Origin of the sequence: Amphritea atlantica, assembly GCF_900111095.1 — a bacterium.
Taxonomy (GTDB): domain Bacteria; phylum Pseudomonadota; class Gammaproteobacteria; order Pseudomonadales; family Balneatricaceae; genus Amphritea; species Amphritea atlantica.
In genome coordinates, this window is sequence record NZ_FOGB01000004.1 from 360,119 (window position 1) to 381,083 (window position 20,965).

Annotated in this window: 16 protein-coding genes and 1 tRNA gene; 14 read left to right on the forward strand and 3 right to left on the reverse strand. The window is 52.0% G+C overall.

Features of this window, described 5'->3' with window-relative positions; translation table 11 throughout:
- A tRNA-Asn gene (locus BMY09_RS09465) sits at window positions 1-76 on the reverse strand.
- 280 nt (window positions 77-356) lie between these two features.
- On the opposite strand from BMY09_RS09465, the gene ycaO reads away from it, so the two are divergent.
- The 4 genes from ycaO (at window position 357) to BMY09_RS09485 (ending at window position 8,009) form a co-directional block, all read left to right on the forward strand.
- A complete protein-coding gene (gene ycaO, locus BMY09_RS09470; protein WP_091357080.1) occupies window positions 357-2,087 on the forward strand; it encodes a 30S ribosomal protein S12 methylthiotransferase accessory factor YcaO in 1,731 nt (576 codons plus the stop codon).
- A 296-nt stretch (window positions 2,088-2,383) separates the two neighbouring features.
- On the forward strand, window positions 2,384-3,790 hold the full coding sequence (locus BMY09_RS09475; protein ID WP_091357082.1) for a Wadjet anti-phage system protein JetA family protein: 1,407 nt from the start codon (window positions 2,384-2,386) through the stop codon (window positions 3,788-3,790).
- Window positions 3,790-4,563 (forward strand): DUF4194 domain-containing protein, encoded by a 774-nt coding sequence (locus BMY09_RS09480; RefSeq protein ID WP_091357084.1) that lies wholly within the window; start codon window positions 3,790-3,792, stop codon window positions 4,561-4,563. Before BMY09_RS09475 ends, BMY09_RS09480 begins: the two co-directional genes overlap by 1 nt.
- A complete protein-coding gene (locus tag BMY09_RS09485) occupies window positions 4,563-8,009 on the forward strand; it encodes an SbcC/MukB-like Walker B domain-containing protein (RefSeq protein ID WP_091357086.1) in 3,447 nt (1,148 codons plus the stop codon). The genes BMY09_RS09480 and BMY09_RS09485 overlap by 1 nt, the downstream gene beginning before the upstream one ends.
- A 19-nt stretch (window positions 8,010-8,028) precedes the next feature.
- Here the strand turns inward: BMY09_RS09485 and BMY09_RS09490 are convergent, their stop codons facing one another.
- On the reverse strand, window positions 8,029-8,760 hold the full coding sequence (locus tag BMY09_RS09490) for a hypothetical protein (protein WP_091357089.1): 732 nt from the start codon (window positions 8,758-8,760) through the stop codon (window positions 8,029-8,031).
- Between the two features lie 65 nt (window positions 8,761-8,825).
- Here BMY09_RS09490 and BMY09_RS09495 point away from each other — a divergent pair, with 65 nt between their 5' ends.
- From BMY09_RS09495 to BMY09_RS09520, 6 genes are all read left to right on the forward strand, one after another.
- A complete protein-coding gene (locus BMY09_RS09495) occupies window positions 8,826-9,179 on the forward strand; it encodes a hypothetical protein (protein WP_091357091.1) in 354 nt (117 codons plus the stop codon).
- A gap of 93 nt (window positions 9,180-9,272) precedes the next feature.
- Complete coding sequence (locus BMY09_RS09500; protein ID WP_091357093.1) at window positions 9,273-10,613, forward strand: DUF3422 family protein; 1,341 nt, start codon at window positions 9,273-9,275, stop codon at window positions 10,611-10,613.
- A 15-nt stretch (window positions 10,614-10,628) separates the two neighbouring features.
- Window positions 10,629-10,946 (forward strand): BolA family protein, encoded by a 318-nt coding sequence (locus BMY09_RS09505; protein ID WP_091357096.1) that lies wholly within the window; start codon window positions 10,629-10,631, stop codon window positions 10,944-10,946.
- A gap of 168 nt (window positions 10,947-11,114) precedes the next feature.
- Window positions 11,115-12,899 carry an ABC transporter ATP-binding protein gene (locus BMY09_RS09510; RefSeq protein ID WP_091357097.1) on the forward strand — a complete coding sequence of 595 codons (1,785 nt, stop codon included), beginning with the start codon at window positions 11,115-11,117 and terminating at the stop codon, window positions 12,897-12,899.
- A 32-nt stretch (window positions 12,900-12,931) separates the two neighbouring features.
- Window positions 12,932-14,056, forward strand: coding sequence for a phospholipase D-like domain-containing protein (locus BMY09_RS09515; protein WP_091357100.1), 1,125 nt, complete (start codon window positions 12,932-12,934; stop codon window positions 14,054-14,056).
- Window positions 14,057-14,193: 137 nt separating this feature from the next.
- Window positions 14,194-14,655: an outer membrane lipoprotein gene (locus BMY09_RS09520; RefSeq protein WP_091357101.1), complete on the forward strand. Its 462-nt coding sequence runs from the start codon at window positions 14,194-14,196 to the stop codon at window positions 14,653-14,655.
- 99 nt (window positions 14,656-14,754) lie between these two features.
- Here BMY09_RS09520 and BMY09_RS09525 read toward each other — a convergent pair whose 3' ends face one another.
- A complete protein-coding gene (locus BMY09_RS09525; protein WP_091357104.1) occupies window positions 14,755-15,348 on the reverse strand; it encodes a UPF0149 family protein in 594 nt (197 codons plus the stop codon).
- A 128-nt stretch (window positions 15,349-15,476) separates the two neighbouring features.
- On the opposite strand from BMY09_RS09525, the gene recQ reads away from it, so the two are divergent.
- From recQ to BMY09_RS09545, 4 genes are all read left to right on the forward strand, one after another.
- Window positions 15,477-17,618, forward strand: a complete 2,142-nt coding sequence (recQ, locus tag BMY09_RS09530; protein WP_091357238.1) for a DNA helicase RecQ — start codon at window positions 15,477-15,479, stop codon at window positions 17,616-17,618.
- Between the two features lie 5 nt (window positions 17,619-17,623).
- Window positions 17,624-18,043, forward strand: a complete 420-nt coding sequence (locus BMY09_RS09535) for a YqaA family protein (RefSeq protein WP_091357106.1) — start codon at window positions 17,624-17,626, stop codon at window positions 18,041-18,043.
- 84 nt (window positions 18,044-18,127) lie between these two features.
- Window positions 18,128-18,913, forward strand: coding sequence for a hypothetical protein (locus BMY09_RS09540; protein WP_091357108.1), 786 nt, complete (start codon window positions 18,128-18,130; stop codon window positions 18,911-18,913).
- Window positions 18,914-19,388: 475 nt separating this feature from the next.
- The coding region (locus BMY09_RS09545) for a retention module-containing protein (RefSeq protein ID WP_139203175.1) at window positions 19,389-20,965 on the forward strand (1,577 nt) is incomplete at its 3' end.

The window sequence follows — 20,965 nt, forward strand, 5'->3', positions numbered from 1 at the left end:
TGGCTCCTCGAGCTGGACTCGAACCAGCGACCAATAGATTAACAGTCTACTGCTCTACCAACTGAGCTATCGAGGATCACCTCAACCGTGGCGGCGTATGTTAATGATGAGTGGGGTATGCGTCAAGCAGAAAAGATAAAATATTTTACTGTTTTATTAAGTGGTTAAATAACGATCTGATGAATGTCCTGGTGGCTGACCCGGCAGTACTCCGGCGATATTAATCGTGCGGCATTTCGCTTGAGGATGGTTTTCTGTATAACGGGCGTTATGATGGGGAGCACGCCTGGAGCTGATAACTGCGAAAGGGCAGTCTGCCCCCGATTTTTTAGTGAGAATGGTAGCAAGGATCCCCTATGTCGATGATTCCCGGTAAAGATGCTCCACTGGACGATTCAATCCTTCATATGACGGCCCGTCTTCAGTCACTGGGTTTTGAAGTTGAAGAGACTCAATGGCTCAATCCTCTGCCAAATGTCTGGTCTGTTCACCTTCAGGAGCGAAATAATCCGCTACTTTTCAGTTATGGCAAAGGGGCTTCCAGGTCTGCGGCGCTGGCGAGTGCGCTGGGGGAGTTTTTTGAACGGCTAAGCTGTAACAGTTTTTTTGCGGATTACTATCTGGGCGAGCCGGTTGCCTCGGGAGAGTTTGTTCATTATCCAAATGAGAAGTGGTTCCAGGTAACGGGGAATGCATTACCTGATGAGATGCTGGATGAGCCGACCCGACTGCATTACAACATGGATGGTGAACTGAAAGCGTCGATGCTGGTGGATACCAACTCGGGAAACCGTGAACGGGGGATCTGTGCAATTCCTTTTGTGCGTCAACGCACCGGTGACCGGGTGTGGATACCGGTCAATATTATCGGCAACCTCTATAGAAGTAATGGTATTGCCGCCGGGAACAGTGTCAGTGAAGCCCGGGTTCAGGCACTGTCAGAAATTTTTGAACGGCATATAAAGAATACCATTATCTCCTCCGGGATCAGTCTGCCGGATATTCCCCGGCAGGTGCAGGAGCGTTATCCGAGAACGGTTGAGGTGATTGAGGCACTGCGTCGTCAGGGCTATGTTGTGTTGGTTAAGGATGCTTCGCTGGGGGGCAAATTTCCTCTGGTGAACGTATCCCTGATTAACCCTGAGGATGGCGGATGTATTGCCTCTTTCGGCGCGCACCCTAAGTTTGAGGTAGCGTTTGAGCGGGCTGTCACCGAGCTGCTCCAGGGGCGCAGTCCTGAAAATCTGAGCGGCTTTCCGCTACCGGGTTTTGATATTACTGATGTGGCGGATCAGGCGAATCTTGATGCCCACTTCGTTGATTCCACCGGTGCTGTTGCCTGGGACCTGTTTGCGACAAAGACCGATTACAGGTTCACCGAGTGGAATATTGAGGGCGATACCCAGGCTGAGTTTGAACAGCTGTGTCATCTGATTCACAAGGTCGATATGGATATCTATATCGCTGACTTTGAACACCTGGGGGTGTATAGCTGTCGGGTTATTGTGCCCGGTATGTCAGAGATTTTTCCGGTCGATAAGCTGGTCTGGAACAACAATAATGCCGGAGTTGAACTGCGGCAGTCATTGCTGCGTCTGCCCTCCCTGACTGAGCTGGATGCTGAAAATCTGCTGGTTAAACTGGAGGAGGGGGGCTTTTCCGATCAGCAGTTGGTGGTGGATATCATCGGTATTCTGTCTGACCCGTTAACCCTGTGGGACTCATTGCGAGTAGGTGAGTTGAAGTGTCTGTTAAACCTGAAGCTGGGTGAACTGCAAGAAGCGCTGAACTGGAGTGACTGGATTCAACGGTCAGGCTGTCCGCAGGGCGATCGGGCCAGCTTATATCGCTGCTTGCATCAGTGCCTGAGTTTTCGCCTCGATACTGAACGTACACTGGATCAGTATCGCGCTCTGCTGGAGCAGATCTATGGTGTCGATCGGGTAGCTGAGGTGCTGGAAATGATCGATGGTCATGGACTGTTTGCCGGACTGGCTGAGTCAACCATGGCGCTGGAGGGGTTTGTGCAGCACCAGAAACTCCTGTCAGCCTATGCGCGATTGCAGCAGGCGAAAAGAACCCTCTGAATAAACATTGATCACCATTTTATCTTTTTGATTTAATTATATTTATTATTTTTTTTCTGAGAAAAGAGCTGGTCCCGGTGGTTGTGTCTTGTTTGCCACTTGGTCAGTGTGGCTATTTCCGTTATCATCGGTACCTTTATTAAAGATAGTGTGAATAAAACGCGTGTGAATTGCGCTATTTTGCCGTAAGGCAGGCTCTGGCATCGCTGAGTGTCGGCTGGTATCGGCCTGGGGCACTTTTCACACGGAACCAGAGATCTTTTTTCCAGTCTGCGTGCCCGGAGATTTTAGCTGAGATGCTTTTCAAAAAGCTTCCCGAAACAATATTTGTTCCTTTTTCTGGACAAAATAAACATATCTACGAGGCGGTTCTGCTGGATCTCGCTGATCAGTTCTTCGATGAAGATCTGGTTGATCCGTTTGTGCCCAAAGACCTCATCCGTTCCTGTATTGAGGATACTGTTGTGCGCCTTGGGGTGCGTCGCTGGGAACCAGAAGAGGGTGAGTCCGAAGCGGATCGCCAGGAGCTGCCACGCTCCACCGCTGAATATACCAGCCGTATCTATCGACGACTGGTGGAAACTGGCTGGTTGGAAGAGGAGCAGCGGATCTATCGCACCTTTGTCCTGTTGTCTCCGGCGATCAGTTATCTGTTACGCACCCTGGTCGGTATCAATGAGTTGGAAAAACGCAGCTACGGTGGTGCGGTGCTTAACGTACTCAGTTCTCTTGAGTCAGCCATCAGTGATCCTGCTGGCCGGGGGATTACACTGCAGGAAGCGGCTCAGACCGCCGCTGATTTCAGTGCCCACCTGACCGATATGATGCTGGGCCTGCGGGAGCTGAAGATCAGTCTGGCAGCGACCTCAAATCCGCAGGAGATTGTCCGCAGCTTCTTCGATCGCTTCGTAGCCCATATTCTGGTTTCTGACTACAAAACCCTGAAAACCAAGAACAACCCGTTTCGTTTCCGTCGTCAGATTCTGACGATGTTGCGGGATCTGCAGTTTGATCCGCTTAAAGTGGAAAAACTGTCGAAACACTATCAGGAGCAGTTTGAGCTCAGTTTTGCCGATGCTGAGGCGATGGTTCATAGCCATATCAACCGGATTATCCGGATCTTTGAGTCGGTGGATCAGCGTCTGGCAACCATCGACGATTTCCGTTACCGGCTGGAGAAGCGGGTCGCCGACACCGTCCGTTACATGGATAAGACCACGCCGGGTATGAGTTCCCGTTTATCGCGGCTGATCTCTGATGTGTCTAAGCTGGACTCTCGTTCTATCCCCCATATCAACACCCTTGAATCTGTGGCGTTTATTGCGCCGGGCAGTGTGCGTTCACCGATCCGTCGTCGGGTTGAAACCAGGCCCCGGGTGATCCGCCCGGTCGAGATTGACCCGCGGGTGCTGGAGCTGCGGCAGCTGTTCAAAGAGTACAAAGCCCGGCGGGAAGTGAAGCCTGAGAACATTGAGCTCTATGTCGAGCGCCATCTGATCGACAAGAAAAAGATAACCGCGACCGACTTCACCATCGAGTGTATCGAGGATTATATCTGCTTCAGTTATCTGCGGCATATGCGTTCACTGGGTAAGAAGGGGCGCGGAACCGCCAACAAGTATGAGATTAAGTTTGAAGATAAATATGTCAATGTCGCGGATATGGTTGAGTGTCGCGATTTCAGTATTCAGAGGAAAGTATAATGCTGGGTGATCTGCAGAAAATCATCGGTCGCAGCGATCAGTATCAGGAAGAGGATTTCGTCCGGGCTGCCAATATGCTGCTGGTGAATCAGTTTCTCTACGCTGAACGCTCAGGGCACCGGGATAGTTATTTCCTGGTTGCATCCCACGTGGACTACTTTGTAAACCTCTTTGCCGCTATAGGCTGGTCGTTGATCTATCAGCCAGATGAAGCCTATCTGGGTATCCTGCCGAAGGGCGAAGAGCGCTTTATGCGTCTGAAACTGGATGAATCCCTGTTTCTGCTCTGTCTGCGCCAGCAATATGAACAGAAACTGGAATCGTTCGATGTTGAAGCGGGGCGAGCCTACATCACCTCCGATGAGCTGCTGACGCTGTATGAAAACCTCACTGGCCGCGAGATTCCCAATGAAACCCGGCTTAAAGAGCTGCTGTCACTGTTTAGCCGGCATGGCGTGATTGAGCGGGGCAAGCCCCACGAAACGGACCCGAAAAATATCCCCTTAACCATCAATCCGGCGATTCGCCAGGTGGTGGTGGAAGACTTTATCGGCCAGTTGGAAGCGCTCTGCGAAGAGCGGGACGACGAACAGCCGGTGGTTAAACAACCGGTTGCTGAGGACGGCGAGGAGGGGGCAACTCCTGAGTCGCCATCAGCCGCGGAAGAGGGGGGAGACAGTGAGGCCGTCGTCGGGACTGCGGCTCAGCCCACAGAAGCGCAAGAAGACGCTGAAACCAACGCCACCATAGCGGCACCTGAGGAGACCCACTGATGAAACAGCTCAATAGAATGGTGCTGGTGAACTGGTATGTGCTCGGTGCCGTGGAGATACCAATTAAGGGTAATGTCGCGGTCATCGGGCCGAACGGGTCGGGTAAGTCATCCCTGCTGGATGCTATTCAGACGGTTCTCATGGGGGGGAATAAAAAGTATCTCAGCTTTAACGCCAGTGCGGGTGAAAAGAGTGAGCGGAGTCTGCGCACCTACTGTCTTGGTTTTATGGATGATCTGGGCAATAAGGATAACTCCCGACAGGATTCCGTCAGCTATATCGCTCTGAGTTTCTTTGATACTGAAACCGGTAAAGAGACCTGTGTCGGACTGGCGATCAGTGCATCGCTGTCCTCACCCGAAGAGGATGTGCTGGGGCGTTTTATCCTGCCTGATTTCTCTGTGACGCTGGAAGATTTTACCATCAAACAGGATGGAGGCCGTCTGCCGAAAGAGTGGCCGGTGGTGAAAGAGAGTCTGTTGAAGCAGTGTCCTGATATGAAGCTGGAGAAGCGCGCCAACCGCTTTATTCGCGAGCTGGTCACTGAACTGAGCTATGATCAGCAGATGCCCAATGATGATGAGAAGTTTGTGAAAAACTTCCGCAACGCACTGAAGTTTGTACCGATCAACAGTCCCACCCGTTTTATCCGTGAGTTTGTCCTGGATGAGAATATTGTCCATGTGGGCGGGTTCCGTAAATCACTGGATGAATACCGGGCGATGGAGCAGAAAACCCGTGAGGTATACAACCGCATCGTCGAACTGGAAAAGGTTCAGGAGCAGTGCAAAGGGATCGACCGCAACGTTAAAAACTCCGTCGAATATGAGTGGGTGGTACATGAGACCCGGTTTGAGCATGCTGATCTGAAAAAAGAGGAAGCGGGTGAGCGTCTCGAACAGAATCAGGAGAAAGAAACCACTCTGCAGGCAGATCTTGAAGCTAAGAGTGAAGAACTCAGCGAGATCATGCAGTCGCTGGCCAATACCCGTGCCGAACTGAATAACACCGATAGCGCCCACAAGGTTAAGGCGCTGGAAAACTCTATCAATGCCCGTCAGCATGAGCTGAATGTGGTTAAAGAGAAGATCCAGCATGTCTATTCACTGCTGCGTTCAGCGGTCAGTTTTGCCAACTATCAGCAATACCTGCCGGATAGTTTTATTCCGGTGGTCAAAGAGTCGGTTGAGTTATGGCGCTCCGGTGAAGATATGATGGCGGAAGCCTGGCCGCTGGCACCGGTGGATGTCGATAACAACCTCAACCGTCTGAAAGAGTCGGTGGACTCGGTGCGCCGCGAGATCGCCCGCCGGTTTGAGTCCTCCGTTATCCGCATGAACGAGTTACGTAGCGAGATTCAGAGTCAGAAAAGCGCGGTTGAGCAACTGAAAGAGGGGCGGGCACCTCTGCGACGTAACACCCGCGAACTGATGCAGCTGCTGAAAGATTACGGTATCGAATCGACGCCGATCTGCGAACTGGTGGATATTAACGATGAGAAATGGCGTATTGCCATTGAGAGTTTCCTCGGCGCCCGTCGGGAAGCGCTGATTGTTGATCCGGACCGGGTTAAGGAAGCGATCACCCTGTATCGTCGTAAAGGTCGTCATCTGAAAGGCTGTCGGGTGGTCAATACCACCAAGTCCCATGAGTGGCTCAATCGTTCTAAACCAGGGTCTCTGGCGCAGTTTGTTGACTGTCAGAGTGATGATGCTCAGGCGTACATGAACCGCGCACTGGGCGGGGTGATGGCGGTAGAAACCGAAAGCGAGCTGCTGAAACAGGAGCGGGCTCTGACCTATGACTGCATGCTGCAGACAGAGGGGACCACCACCTCGATTCGGGAAGAAGCGCCGATGATGGGTAGTGGCGGTGGCCGGCGTCAGCACCAGTTGCAACAACAGGATCGTCAGGTCGAGCAGATGATGGCCGAGTTCAGTGCGCTGAACAAAGACCATGAAGCGCTGGATAGTCTGCGGGAAAACCTGATCCGCATGACGGCCGCACTGACCGGTGTCACCGAACGTACCTTTGATCTGGTGAATCAGCGGGAGATGCTGCAAAGCGAGATCGATGGCTATCGTCAGGGCATTACGGATCTGCGTAATCAGGATGACTCGGGTATACATCAGCGGATTACTGAACTGGTTGAAGCACAGAAAGCCGCTCAGGATGCCCAGAAAAAGCTGATGGACAAGCTGCAGTCCACCCGTACCAGTCTGATTAAAGACAATGCCTCCCTGGAGGTGCTGGATAATGAGCTGGAAGAGCATGCTGCAGCCAGGTCCCGTTGCGAAGCGGACCCAGTGTTTGATGCTCAGTCCGCCCAGGAAAAACGGGATTATATGGATGAGTCCTGTTCTGGAGACCTTGATCGGATTATCTTTGAATCAGCGAAAAAGGCGCAATCAGAACTGGGGCTGGTTGAACGCAAGAAGAATATTGTGCGTGATGGTGTTGCCCAGTATAAAGCCCGTTACCACGGTTCAGGTCTCAGCCATCAGGAACTGGATAAGGTGAGCGAAGATTCAACTCACGAGCAGTTGGCTGAATTTGTTGATCATACGATCCAGTCCCTGCGGGACAGTGAGCTGGCGGAGTATACCGAGAAGGCAGAGCGGGCGCGGCTGGAGGCAGAAACCTCTTTCCGTTCCGATTTTGTTGCGCACCTGAAAGACCAGATCGATAAGATTAAAGAGCTGATTCGTGAGCTCAATGCCCATCTCAAGAACCGCCCATTCCATCGGGAGATGTATAGCTTCGAAATGATGCCTAACCCGGAATTGAAAGATATCCTGGAGCTGGTGGAAGCCTATACCCGTATGGATCAGGCCAATGTCGGTTCGCTGTTTGATATGCAGTTCGATGAGAAGCGACCCCATCAGGATGCTCTGAGTAAAATTCATGAAGTGCTGAAAGATGAGGGGGAAAGCAGTCTGCTGCAGGATTACCGCAACTTCTATAACTTTGAGTTGGTGGTTAAAGATCTTGAAGGAAATCGTAAGACCACGCTGACCCAGCGGATAAAAACCGGTTCCGGTGGTGAGCACCAGGTACCGTTTTATGTCGCCATTGCGGCAGCAATGGGGGCGACATACCGGCTGCGCGACACTGCTGATGGCGTTACTCTGGGGGGGATCAGTCTGTCGGTATTCGATGAGGCGTTTAATAAACTGGATGCCGAAAACACCGTGACTTCGCTGGGCTTTATGAGTGATCTGGGTCTGCAGACACTGATTGCGGCCCCCGATGATAAATATTCGCTGATGGCGACTACCATGGACACCATTATCAACGTCTGCCGTGATGGCCGGATTGTGGATATCGATGTTGAGTTCCCCACCAAAAATGGTAAGGAACTGCTGAACTCCGATAACCCCTATCGGCTGATCGAAAAGTCCGAAGGTGAGGCTGCTGAAGATGTAGAGGGCCTGATGCCTGCCTGATGGCTATGCGGTAATTGATTCAGGCTGAGCTGGTCCAGCGGGTTCCCCGTTGGGCCAGTTTTGGTGTTGGGGGGGTGAAATCCGGCTCGAAGCTGCACAGCGGGGCATCCTGATGCACAATAATTAACCGGCCTGCGTCATTCGGGTGTGGCCGAACCTGCCATTGTTCCGGCTGATTAATAATGCCCACCAGCAGCTCCTGCGCCTCAGGCGCGGGTATCCCTTTATACTCCACCATAAACTGATCATTGCCCGGCAGTGCCAGTTGCTCTGAGCGTAAACCCCGGAACTGCTGGTTTGCCAACAGGCGTGACAGGTGTGGTAACGTCCAGAGAGAGGGGGCTTCAGTCAGGGGGATCAGTCGGCCAAGATTTCCCGGCGAGATGATTGAGCGGTCTTTAGAGAAAAACTTGCGTACCGTGAGGTCGGTATGCGCCTTTAACAGCGAGTTATCACGGACATTGCCATCGAAATTGATCTCCGCCAGGCCATCGATCATCATCTGCAGATTGAAATCGCAGGCCTGAATAAACTTCCAGGCAGGTTTCAGTGAACTGCGCGAACCCAGGCTGTATTTGATCGCTTGTTTGCCATGGCGGGTATTGTTGTCCAGTACCGTGATCATCAGATAGGTCGTCTGAAAATCCACCATCGCTTCCGGACTCTCAATAAAACAGGAGGACACCTCTCGTTTGCAGAAATCAAGCCAGGCTTGTTTAGTGTTCAGGTGGGGCAGGCAGCGGATATTCATTCACATCTCTGGGGCTGAGGTTATAATGCTGGCCACTAGTTTAGCTGAAGTCGGGAGAAGCCTCTATGAAACTGATCAACCGTTCCGGATTTGCTGTTCTGCCGCGTCAGCCGTTTGTTGACTGGGCCAGTCAGCAGCAGGATGAGCTGAATCAGCCGATGTCACTGGACGAGCATCGCGCTGAAGGCAGTGTATATCTGACCGAAGAGTTTCACAGCGAAACCGATGTGTCGCAGCAGTTGGCGCTGCACTATGAAAACATATTTGCCAATGAGCTGGCCGCCTGGGATGAGTTTGGTGACCACTGGCCGCAGAATAGAACGCTGGAGCTGTTTCTGCAGTGGTTTGATGTGACCCCTCAGGTGTTGGCGGTTGATCTGTTGCAGACGCCGTTGATGCTGGCTCCTTTGGAGGATTGACAGGGCTCTTTTGTAGCGGGTATTCAGGAGAGTTGCTTTAGGTCGTGGGTTTCGCTAACAATAGCGGTTTGTTAATAGAAATCAGGAAGTTTGATGTCTGTCTCTGCCAATCTTCAGCTTGAAATGCACCCCCTGAGGGAGTCTCTCTACGAAGAGATGCACTCGAGACCGTTTCAGGTTATCCCCAGTCCCGCCCGAATTTCGCATCTTTCTGTGGTGTGCAGCGAAGACCAGAAAGCTGAACAGTTCAGTCACCTGCAGCAGTTGTGTGAGTTACTCGGCGGCGATGTGCCTGAGCAGGATACGCCCTGTTTTCAGCAGCGTTTTGGCGAACTGAAAGTTCGCCGTGAAAAGCATATGGAGTTTGTCTCCTATACCTTTATCTGGTTGGGTGGAAGCCACCAGCAACCCTTTGCTCAAACTGGCATCAGTCAGTTGCCAGAGGGCTGGCTTGAGGGGATATGTGGTGAAATTGTCGCGGCTTTTCATATGTCGGTAGAGGATGTCCGCACTATAGGCGAACCCACTATTCCTGAAGTGAAAAGCCATTTTGACGAGATGCGTCTGGTAGGGAGTCAGCCTTCGCAGGGGGCTGCGCAGGTGTGGACCAGTTACCGCTTGCACAGTGATGGCTTCGGGCGTTTCCTGATCTATAACCGGGAGATGAGTGACAGTCAGCTGGGGCGTCTGATTCAGCGGCTTCTGGAGATTGAATCCTATCGATTGATGACACTGATGGGGCTGCCGATGGCACGTTCAATCAGTCCGGAACTTCAGCAGATGGATCAGCAGCTGGCTGAGCTGACCCAGATACTCTCCAGTGAGCAGTATGATGACGCCAGCTGTCGCGATGAGCGGCAGCTGTTAAGCCGGTTAACCCATCTGGCTTCCCGGGTTGAGGCCTATCGTGCCAGCTCTACGTTTCGTTTTAATGCGACCAATGCCTATCAGGACCTGGTGATGCAACGACTGGCGGACCTGCGGGAGGATGAGGTGTCTGGTCACCTGACATTGCAGGAGTTTATCACCCGGCGGATGATTCCTGCGGTGCGCACCTGTAAGGCGATAGCGGGACGGCTGGAAGATCTGTCCCGTAGAATCGACCGGGTCAGCGATATGCTGCGTACGCAGGTAGAGCTGTCGATTCAGGGACAGAATCAGGAGTTACTCAGCTCAATGGACCGGCGTTCGCAGATTCAGCTGATGATGCAGCATACGGTTGAAGGCCTTTCTGTTGCTGCGATCAGCTATTACACCATCGGTCTGGTAAAGATTTTTATCGGTGTGCTGTATGATCAGGGTTTGCATATCAATAAGAGTCTGTCGTTGGGGATCGCCATGCCGCTGGTAATTATTGCGGTGGCGTTGATTACCCGGCGAATTCACTCAAAATTCAGTAAACTGGCTGCCGATTCGGCGGACACAAAACAGTAAAAACAGGTCAATGATATGAGTATTGCAACTGAGATTGAGCAGCGCCTGGGGCAGGCGCTGGCTTTGCAGCATCTGGTGATTGAAAATGAAAGCCATATGCACAGTGGGCCGGCCACAGAAAGTCATTTTAAGCTGGCGGTGGTGGCGGATGATTTTGTCGGTAAGCGACCGGTCGCCCGTCATCAGATGATCTATGGCGCGCTTTCAGAACTGATGAACAATCCGATCCATGCGCTGGCGCTGCATCTGTATACTGCGCAGGAGTGGCAGCAACAGAATGGAGAGATTCCTCAGTCACCTAACTGTATGGGCGGCTCCAAGGGGGATCATTGACCGGGTGGGTTCATCTTTTCGCACTGTGAGTCGCATAAAGCAGATACTAAAGACCGCATGAGCGGTTTTTTTATTCCATCACCAGACGCAGACGTCTGAATCTCGCTAAACTTCGTAAATATACAGATGAATTAAACCGTTACACTATCAGGGAGCAGGCCGCTCGTTATGGATCAGTCTCATTATAGCTGGCGCTATATCTTCAGTGTCGCTCTGGAATACCGGCCACTGTTAATCAAGGCAAATCTGATCGCTCTGCTGGCGACCTGTGCCAGCGTACCTTTGCCATTGCTGATGCCGATGCTGGTTGATGAGGTGCTGCTGAACCAGCCCGGAACGCTGGTCAGTTGGTGTAATGCTGTTTTTCCCACCGGCTGGCAGGGGCCGGTGCTCTATATTACAGCGGTATTGCTGCTGACAGTTCTATTGAGGGTTGCCGCACTGGTGTTCAATGTCTGGCAGGGGCGGCAGTTCTCCATTATCTCGAAAGAGGTGATCTTCCGTATACGCGCTGGATTACTGCAGCGGCTGAAGCGGATCTCTATGGCGGAGTATGAAGCCCTCGGCAGTGGCTCTGTCAGCTCACATTTTATTACTGATCTGGACACCGTAGACCGGTTTGTGGGGGCCTCAGTCAGTCGTCTGCTGATCGCGCTGCTGACAATTATTGGCACGGCGGTGGTGCTGATCTGGATGAACTGGCAACTGGCGATGTTTATCCTGCTGCTTAACCCTCTGGTGGTGTGGCTGACGATGACGATCGGTAAGCAGGTTAAAGAGTTGAAAAAACGGGAAAACCGCGCCTATGAGCAGTTTCAGGGAGGGCTTACCGAGGTGCTCGAGGCGATCTATCAGATCCGAGCGGCTAACCGGGAAAACCACTACCTTCAGGGACTGATCGGGGATGCCCGTTCTCTTAGAGATCATGCCACCCGGTTTGAGTGGCGCAGCGAAGCCGCTAACCGTTTCAGCTTTATGGTGTTTCTGGTCGGTTTTGATATGTTCCGGGCGCTATCGATGGGGATGGTGGTGTTTTCCGATCTCAGTATCGGGCAGATGATGGCGGTATTTGGCTATCTCTGGTTTATGATGGGACCGGTGCAGGAGGTGTTAGGAATACAGTATGCGTTTTATGGCGCGAAAGCCGCGTTGCAGCGAATTAATCGTCTGGTTGAGTTGGATGAGGAGCCTGACTACCCGCATCTGCATGACCCTTTTACCGGTCGTACTTCGGTGGCGATTGAACTCAGGGATATTCATTTCAGCTATATTAACGGGCAGGAGATACTCCGCGGGTTGTCGCTGACAATCGAGGCCGGTCAGAAGATTGCGCTGGTGGGGGCCAGTGGCGGCGGTAAGTCTACTCTGGTACAGGTGTTACTTGGGCTGTATCAGGTTCAACAGGGCCAGGTACTGTTTGATGGTGTGCCGGTCGAACAGATCGGTCTGGATCGGGTGCGCGAGAATGTCGCGACGGTGTTGCAGCATCCGGCGCTGTTTAACGATTCGGTACGGGGAAATCTTACTCTGGGGCGGACCTATACCGATCAGCAGCTCTGGAAGGCTTTAGAGGTGGCGCAACTGGCCCCCTTTGTTGAGCAGCTGGAGAGTGGGCTCGATACCGTGGTGGGGCGTCAGGGAGTGCGGTTATCAGGAGGGCAGCGACAGCGGCTGGCTATCGCCCGGATGGTGCTGACTGATCCGAAAGTGGTCGTTCTCGATGAGGCGACCTCAGCCCTGGATGCAGAGACGGAATACAATCTGCATCGCGATCTGGCGAGCTTTCTGCAGGGGCGTACCACCATTATTGTGGCTCACCGCCTGAGTGCGGTTAAGCAGGCAGATCATGTCTATGTGTTTGAAGATGGTCAGGTCGCAGAGCAGGGCGATCATGAACAACTGCTGCAGCAGAACGGACTCTACGCGCGTCTCTACGGACAGCGTCAGCACTGATATTAATAGCAGATCAGGATAAAGGAGCGGGTATGACGGGCAGGTATCGCTGGTCAGGGGGGAACCAGGTAGAGCTGCTGGTAGAAGGAGCTCAGTTTATTCCCCGCATGCTGCAAGTGATCGAGGAGGCCCGCTACTCGCTGCTGCTGGAGTTTTATATGGTCAGCTCTGGTGAAGTTGCTGATCGCTTCATCAGTGCTCTGATCAACGCAGCGCGGCGAGGTGTTAAGGTATGCTGGCTGATCGATGATTTTGGTGGACGAAAGTTCTCTCTGCAAGACAGTGCGAGACTTGAGCAGGCGGGTGTCCAGGTAAGGCGATATAATCCGATCAGCCTGTTTAAAATGGCAGCTAATCTGGCCAGAGATCACCGTAAGCTGTTGATTGCAGATCAGCAGACCGGTTTTATCGGTGGAACTGGTATCAGTGATGAATACCTGCGTGCAGAACCTGTGAGCGGGACTCTTGCGTGGCATGATATTATGTTGCAGGTGCAGGGTGTGGTGGTTGCAGATATGGTGCAACTATTTGCAAAACAATGGCTTAAGTCCGGTGGCGTGATGCCGCCAATCAGGCTGCCGGGCACAGCCCGCGCGGGTGAGGCGTTGGCGCGGGTGACTCAGGTTGAAGGGCTTAAGATACAGCAGATTAAGCGAAGCTTCGTGCACCATATGAATCGTGCAGAGGAGCGTGTCTGGCTGGCAACCGCTTATTTTCTACCGGCTTTTTCAGTGCGCAGGAGTTTGCGTCGCGCAGCACGCCGGGGAGTTGATGTGCGCTTGATTGTCGCTGGTCCTGATACCGATCATCCCTGGGTCTATCATGCATCGAAGCGTTATTACCGGCGGTTGTTGCAATCCGGAGTGAGGATTTTTGAATATCAGCCCTCTTTTCTGCACGCCAAGCTTGGGTTGTGCGATAACTGGGTCTCTGCTGGTTCATGCAATCTGGATCACTGGAATCTGCGCTGGAACCTGGAAGCCAATCTGGAAGTCGTGGAACCGAAACTGACTCAGGCTGTCGAACAGTTGCTTATCAGTGATATGAGTCGAAGTCATGAGGTTTTATACGCTCAATGGAGCAGGCGACCCTGGTATCAGAAATTCAGGGAGGCCTGTTGGTCGCTGATCTGCCAGACGCTGTTAAAGATCCGTTAAGCTGAATTGTGGTAGGGTAACACGGGTTTGGCAGATATTTGAGCTACAGATCGGTATGCGGCAGAGCGTCGCTGCTCAGACAATCCATATCAGGTTATACTTAGTTTAACGATGACAACAGTTTTCAGGACTGATTTATGAACAAAGTTATTATGATTACTTTTGCAGCAGTCGTGTTGCTGTTGCAGGGCTGTGCTTCTTCGCTGAGTGGCGATACCTATTCCCGCAGTGAGGCGCGTAAAGTTCAGAATGTTGAATATGCCTGGGTTGATGCAGTGAAGCCTGTGGTAATTGAAGGCCGGACTGATAGCCCACTGGGCGCGGGTGCTGGCGCAATTGTCGGTGGTATTGCTGGCAGTACTGTCGGGGGCGGTAAGGGTAGTAGTATCGCCTCTGTTGTGGGGGCTGTCGCTGGCGGTATTGTGGGGCAGAAAATCGAGGAAAACTCAACCCGTAAGCAGGGCCAGGAGGTCACGGTTACCCTTGAAAGTGGCAGGACAATCTCGGTCGTTCAGGAGGTCGATAGTGATGGCTTTTTCCAGCCAGGCGAGCGAGTCAGAGTGTTGCGGCAGGGGTCAACGGCACGCATTGTACGCTAGCGTAATGGTGTTCTCCGTGCTCTGATGATGTTGTAGAAAGATAAAAAAAGCCCGCTGCTGATCAGCGGGCTTTTTCTTAGTCAGATGACAGACCTGGGATTATTTTTTATCAGCAGGGGCGTGGAACAGCAGATAAAGATCGACCAGCAGGTCAGGGATGGTGCGGCACATCTCATCGCAGAGTTTGGTGTCTGCGCGCATTTTAACAAACTCTTCATCATCAAACAGTTCCGATGCAATCATGATCGGAAGCATCAGTTCGGCGACTTCCTCTTCAGCCTGGTGGTTAAACCATTCGTCCTCTTTAAGGAAAACAGCCTCCATAAAGGCCTGAGCCCAACTGGTCAGAGCGCTTTGCTCTTCGTCGTCTTCTGTTTCCAGTGTCAGCTCGCATGGCAGCAGCATATCCTGATCGTTATAGAGGTCGCTGCCAATGCTGAAGTATAGCCGGCGTAGCAATCCTTCAATGCGTGCTTTTTCGGTATCGCTGCTGTAGTCAGGCGCACCATCAAACAGTTCCTGAAGCCACTGTTTCTCGGTAATTTTAACCGGACTGATGTTCAGCGCACAGAAGTAACCATGGGTGCCGACCAGATCCAGCGCGTCTTCAGATACTGCATCTGAGAACATAAATGCTTCAAGCTCATCCAGTTCCTCATCAGTCAGGGGGGTATTCAGCATCGCATTTTGCATAGGTTCGGGTCCGGCTAAGAAAGTGTGAGCAGATTCTAACAGCGAAAAGCCTGAGATCGTAGTGTTAATCGTCCAGAATCGGATAAATCTGGATGACAGTCAGCCTTTCATCCCGGATAATGCCGACCATGATAGAACAGGCACGACATCTCCTAAAACAGATTTTTGGATACGACCAGTTTCGCGAACCGCAACAGGAGGTCATTAAGACACTGTTGAGCGGGGAGGATGCGCTGGTTGTTATGCCGACTGGCGGCGGGAAATCACTGTGTTATCAGTTGCCTGCACTTATCCGGCCCGGCGTGGCGGTGGTGGTCTCTCCGCTGATCGCGCTGATGCAGGACCAGGTGCAGGCGTTGTCCCAGTGGGGGATCGCTGCCGGTTACCTCAACTCGTCGATGGATTTTGCCATGGCGCAGGAGGTCGAGCATCAGTTGCGCAGCGGGGAGCTTGATCTGCTCTATGTAGCCCCTGAACGATTGCTGCAGCCGCGCACGCTGAAAATGCTGTCGGAATGTCAACTGGCGTTGTTTGCGATCGATGAAGCACACTGCGTTTCACAGTGGGGACATGATTTCCGCCCCGAATACCTTCAGCTCAGCTACCTGCAGGACTGTTTTCCGGGGGTTCCGAGAATTGCGCTGACGGCGACTGCTGATGAGCGTACCCGGGAAGAGATCTGTGAGCGCCTTGGGTTGCAGAACGCACGAAAGTTTATTCAGGGCTTTGACCGGCCAAACATACGCTACCGTATTGGGCAGAAGCATCGGGCTAAAGAGCAGTTACTCAAATTTCTGAAGGCCGAGCATGCCAGTGATTCCGGCATTGTCTACTGTCTTTCGCGCAAAAAAGTGGAAGACACCGCGCAGTGGCTGCAGGAGCAGGGATTTAACGCGCTTCCTTATCACGCAGGACTGCCCGCCGAGCTGCGACGACATAATCAGCACCGTTTTCTGACGGAAGAGAATATTCTGATGGTCGCAACGGTGGCTTTCGGTATGGGCATTGATAAGCCCAATGTACGTTTTGTCGCTCACCTTGATCTGCCCAAAAGTGTCGAGGCCTATTATCAGGAAACCGGTCGTGCTGGTCGTGACGGTCTGCCAGCCGACGCCTGGATGGTCTATGGACTGCAGGATGTCATCTTCCTGCGGCAGATGCTGGAAAGTTCGCAAGCTGATGAACTGCACAAAAGTATTGAGCGACAAAAACTTGAAGCGATGCTGGGGCTGTGTGAGATTACCAGTTGCCGGCGTCAGTCCCTACTGACCTATTTTGGCGAGTCTCAGCCTGAACCCTGTGGTAACTGTGATACCTGTCTTGAGCCGGTCCCTGTCTGGGATGCAACTGAAGCCGCCCGTAAAGCACTTTCGGCGGTCTATCGTTGTGGTCAGCGGTTTGGCGTAAACCATATAATCGAAGTGCTGCTGGGCAAATCCAGCGAACGGGTGCTGGAATTAAAACACCATACGCTGAGTACATTCGGTATCGGTAAAGAGCTGGATCGTAATCAGTGGCGCTCAGTCTTCCGGCAACTGGTCGCCCGGGGGTATCTGAGTGTGGCGGCTAACAGTCATGGTGTGCTCTATCTGACTGATAGCTGCCGGCCTTTGTTGAAAGGCGAGTTGCCGATTGAGATGCGCCAGGATAAGCGCAAGCAGGAGTCTTTCCGTAAACGAAATGATCCGCAGCAGAAGCTTGATGCTGAAGACTATGGCTTGTGGAATGGGCTTAAAAGTCTGCGTATGACGCTGTCAAAAGAGCAAGATGTGCCTCCCTATGTTATTTTTCATGATGCGACCCTGATGGAGATGGTGATGTATCGGCCATTGACTCATCAGCAGATGGGCAGGCTAAACGGAATTGGTGAGCGTAAGCTGGCGCTTTATGGCGATGCGTTTCTCGAGCTGATCAGGGAGTATCAGTCTGAACAGCAGCAACCGCAAAATAAAGATCTTCAGGTGCAGCAATCGGTCGCGCTCTATGGTTCGGGGATGACTGTAGCGCAGGTCGCCCGGCAGCAGCATCTGTCAGAAAATGTGATATACAATCACCTGGCGGATGGAATCGCCGGTGGCCAGTTGAGTCTGGCTGATGTGGTAACGCTGACGGGGGACCAGTTGCAACAGGTGCAGCAGGTTATGTGTGAATCTATGGCGTCCTGCGGGGTGGCGCTTAAACCTGTCTATGAGGCGCTGGATGGTTTGTATGAATACGGAGTCTTGCGCTGTATCCGTGCCGACATGGAGCGCATTGAGCAGGGCGGCTGATCATTATGGCTGATCTTGGGGTGTGGGGCTTGTTTGTCAGCAGCTTTATCTCTGCCACCCTCATGCCCGGTGGTTCCGAGGTATTACTGGGGTATCTGCTGACTCAGCCTGACTCTCAGCCCCAGACGTTATTGCTGGCAGCCAGTGTGGGAAATAGTCTGGGCGGCATAGTGACTTTTGCAATGGGGTGGTGGGTCGCGGCACGCTGGCCACTGCTTCAGCCGGAGAAAAGAGCCCAGCAGCGTGCTCTCAGGGTTATACAGAGCGTTGGTCCTACAGCGTTGCTGTTGTCCTGGTTGCCCGTTATCGGTGATCCTCTCTGTTTTGCCGCGGGCTGGTTCCGTTGTCACCTGTTACTGTCCCTTGTCCTCATCACTCTGGGTAAGACCCTGCGTTTTTTATTCATTGTTTTAGCTTTTAGCTGATATAGTTGCTAAGGCCTTCGAGTAGTTCAGCGTTAAACAGAATCATCGAATGGTTGTCTGATCAGCATTGAGAATGGAGGAGCTATGCTGAGATTCTTCCGATTTCGGTCGCTGCGGATAATCCTGTTGCTGGTTATCCTGTTTGTGGTCGCGATGAATACCTGGTTATCCAGCGCGCGTATTCAGTCCTGGAACAGGCCTGTATGGGTGGTGCTTTATCCGATCAATGCCGATGGACGGGCCGATACTCAGGCCTATATCAATGCCCTCAGTGCAGAACATTTCGATGATATTGAGCAATTTTTGCAACGCGAATCTGCCCGCTATCATGTCGGGCTGAGTCCTGTCGCGGAGTTCCATCTGGCACCGGTACTGACGGCGCAGCCTCCTGAGGTAGAGATAGATGCCTCATTGTTTGAACGGGTTTTCTGGAGTCTTCATATGCGCTGGTGGTCTTGGCGCAACGATAACTGGAATGGTCCGGAGCCTGATGTCAGAATTTATCTGCGATACTTTTCTCCCAGAGAACATCTGCAGTTGTCGCATTCGCTGGGGTTGCAAAAGGGGATGATCGGTTTGGTGAATGGATTCGCCAGTGTTGATTACATGGGGACAAATAATTTTGTTATCGCCCATGAACTGATGCATACATTCGGCGCATCAGACAAATATAGCCTTGAAACTAACGAACCCCTCTTTCCGGATGGTTATGCTGATCCACAGCAAAGCCCGCTATTGCCGCAAACCCGGGCAGAGGTAATGGCGGGTCGGATAAAGGTTTCGCCGGGATGGTTGTTAATGCCAAAAAACCTCAATGATGTGGTTGTAGGTGCCTTAACGGCAAAAGAGATTGGCTGGCCATCATTGTAACTAGTGCATAGTGTTTTTGATCACCCTGTAGTCAAATCTGACAAATACCCATACTGGGTAGTAGGTGGTTAGATTCGTCTTCCAGAATAGTAATACACTCGGATGAGGCCCTGTAAATAATAAGGGTATTAAAACGTAAATACCTTTGCTATCAATGCGTTGATAATCCGTATCCAAAAAGAGACAGTCCTTTGAAGTGTTTCTATTTATCAAAGAATGATTTTAAACGCAGATTTTGAACGTTATATTTCACCAATATGGGTAGAAAATGATGATTCTATAGGTATTTACAGAGTATTCTATGTGATAGAATCTGCAAAATTTTAAACAGATAAGAAGAATTTATAGGCTTGGCGCTCAGAAAATCTGAGAGTTAAAGTGTAACTGATATGCAACATATTGGTCTTATTTTGGGCTTTGGTAGCTTGGTTAGCTAAGCGTCTGAAATCGGAATAATATCGTCTGGGGGGATGTTATGGAAAATGTAGATGCCGCAAAAGGAACTGTTGTTCGAGTTTCTGGCGAAGTCGTTGTTGTGGATTCGAAAGGTGCAGAGCACACACTGAAGGCGGGTGAGCAGATCAATCCTGGTGACATGATTATCGTGCGAGCCAATAGTGAGGCTGAGCTTGATCTGGGCAAATCTGCATCTGAAAAACTTCCTGCGGATACCGCGGCAGTCGTTCAGGTCGATCCTGAAACCGGTGAGATTATGCTGGTGATTCAGTCCGTCGGTACTGAGAGTTTTGATGTGGCCGATATTCAGGAAGCGATTCTCGCTGGCCAGGATCCTACCCAAATTCTTGAAGAAACCGCTGCGGGTAATACACCCCCAACCCGTTCCGGCTTTTCTGATTTCCAGTCTGTCGAGCGTACTGCCGATGAGGTTATTGCTCACGCTGGCTTTGATACGCAGCCTGAAGATAGGCAGCGTGATCCCTATGTGGATAACGAAGCCGATTTCCCTGCTCCACCGTCCCGCTATAGTATTTCCGATGTGCAGGTCAGTGAAGGCGGTTTGATGACCTTTACCGTCACACGCACGGGTGGTACTCAGGCCGCGACCATTGATTTTGCTACCAGCATTGAAAGTGGCGATACAGCGGAAGTCGCTGACTTCACCACCAACAGCGGTACGCTGACCTTTGCATCCGGTGTTACTTCCCAGACTTTCACCGTGCAGACTATTCAGGACGCTATCTTTGAAGGACCGGAAACCTTTACTGTCCTTCTGGATAATCCTACTAATGGTGGTGAAATTGAAGATGGTGTTGCTGTAGCGACGATTGTTGATGATGGCACAGGGCCTGTACCTCCCGGAGGTCCAGGCGCACCGGATGATGATACTACCAGCTTCAGCATTGGCGACATGAGCGTCAGTGAGGGTGGCCTGATGACCTTTACTGTAACCCGTACCGGGGATGCTGAAGCGGATCAGACCATCGACTTTGCCACCAGTATCAGTGGTACGGATACAGCCGAAGCCAATGACTTCACCGGCAACAGCGGTACGCTGACCTTTGCTCCGGGCGTGACCAGTCAGACCTTTACCGTACAGACTACGCAGGATTCGATCTATGAAGGTAGTGAGACCTTTACGGTTACTCTGGATAATAATTCAGTAGGCAGTACGATCAGTGATGCTACAGCCGTTGCAACGATAATTGATGATGGCTCAGGCCCCGGCCCATTCGGCCCGGGACCGGGTCCCGATAATGATACAACTAGTTTTGCCGTTGATGGTGTGAGCGTGAGTGAAGGTGGCTTAATGACCTTCACCGTGACCCGCACCGGCGATGCCGAAGCGGATCAGAGCGTTAACTTCAGCACCCTGATCGGTGCCGGCGACAGCGCTGAAGCGGCTGACTTCACCGCCAACAGCGGTACCCTGACCTTTGCGCAGGGCGAAGTGAGCAAGACCTTCACCGTGCAGACCACCCAGGATGCCCAGTACGAAGGCGGCGAGACCTTTACCGTACAACTGGATACGCCTACCAACGGTGCGACTATCTCCACCGCGACCGGCACCGGTACTATCCTCGATGACGGCAC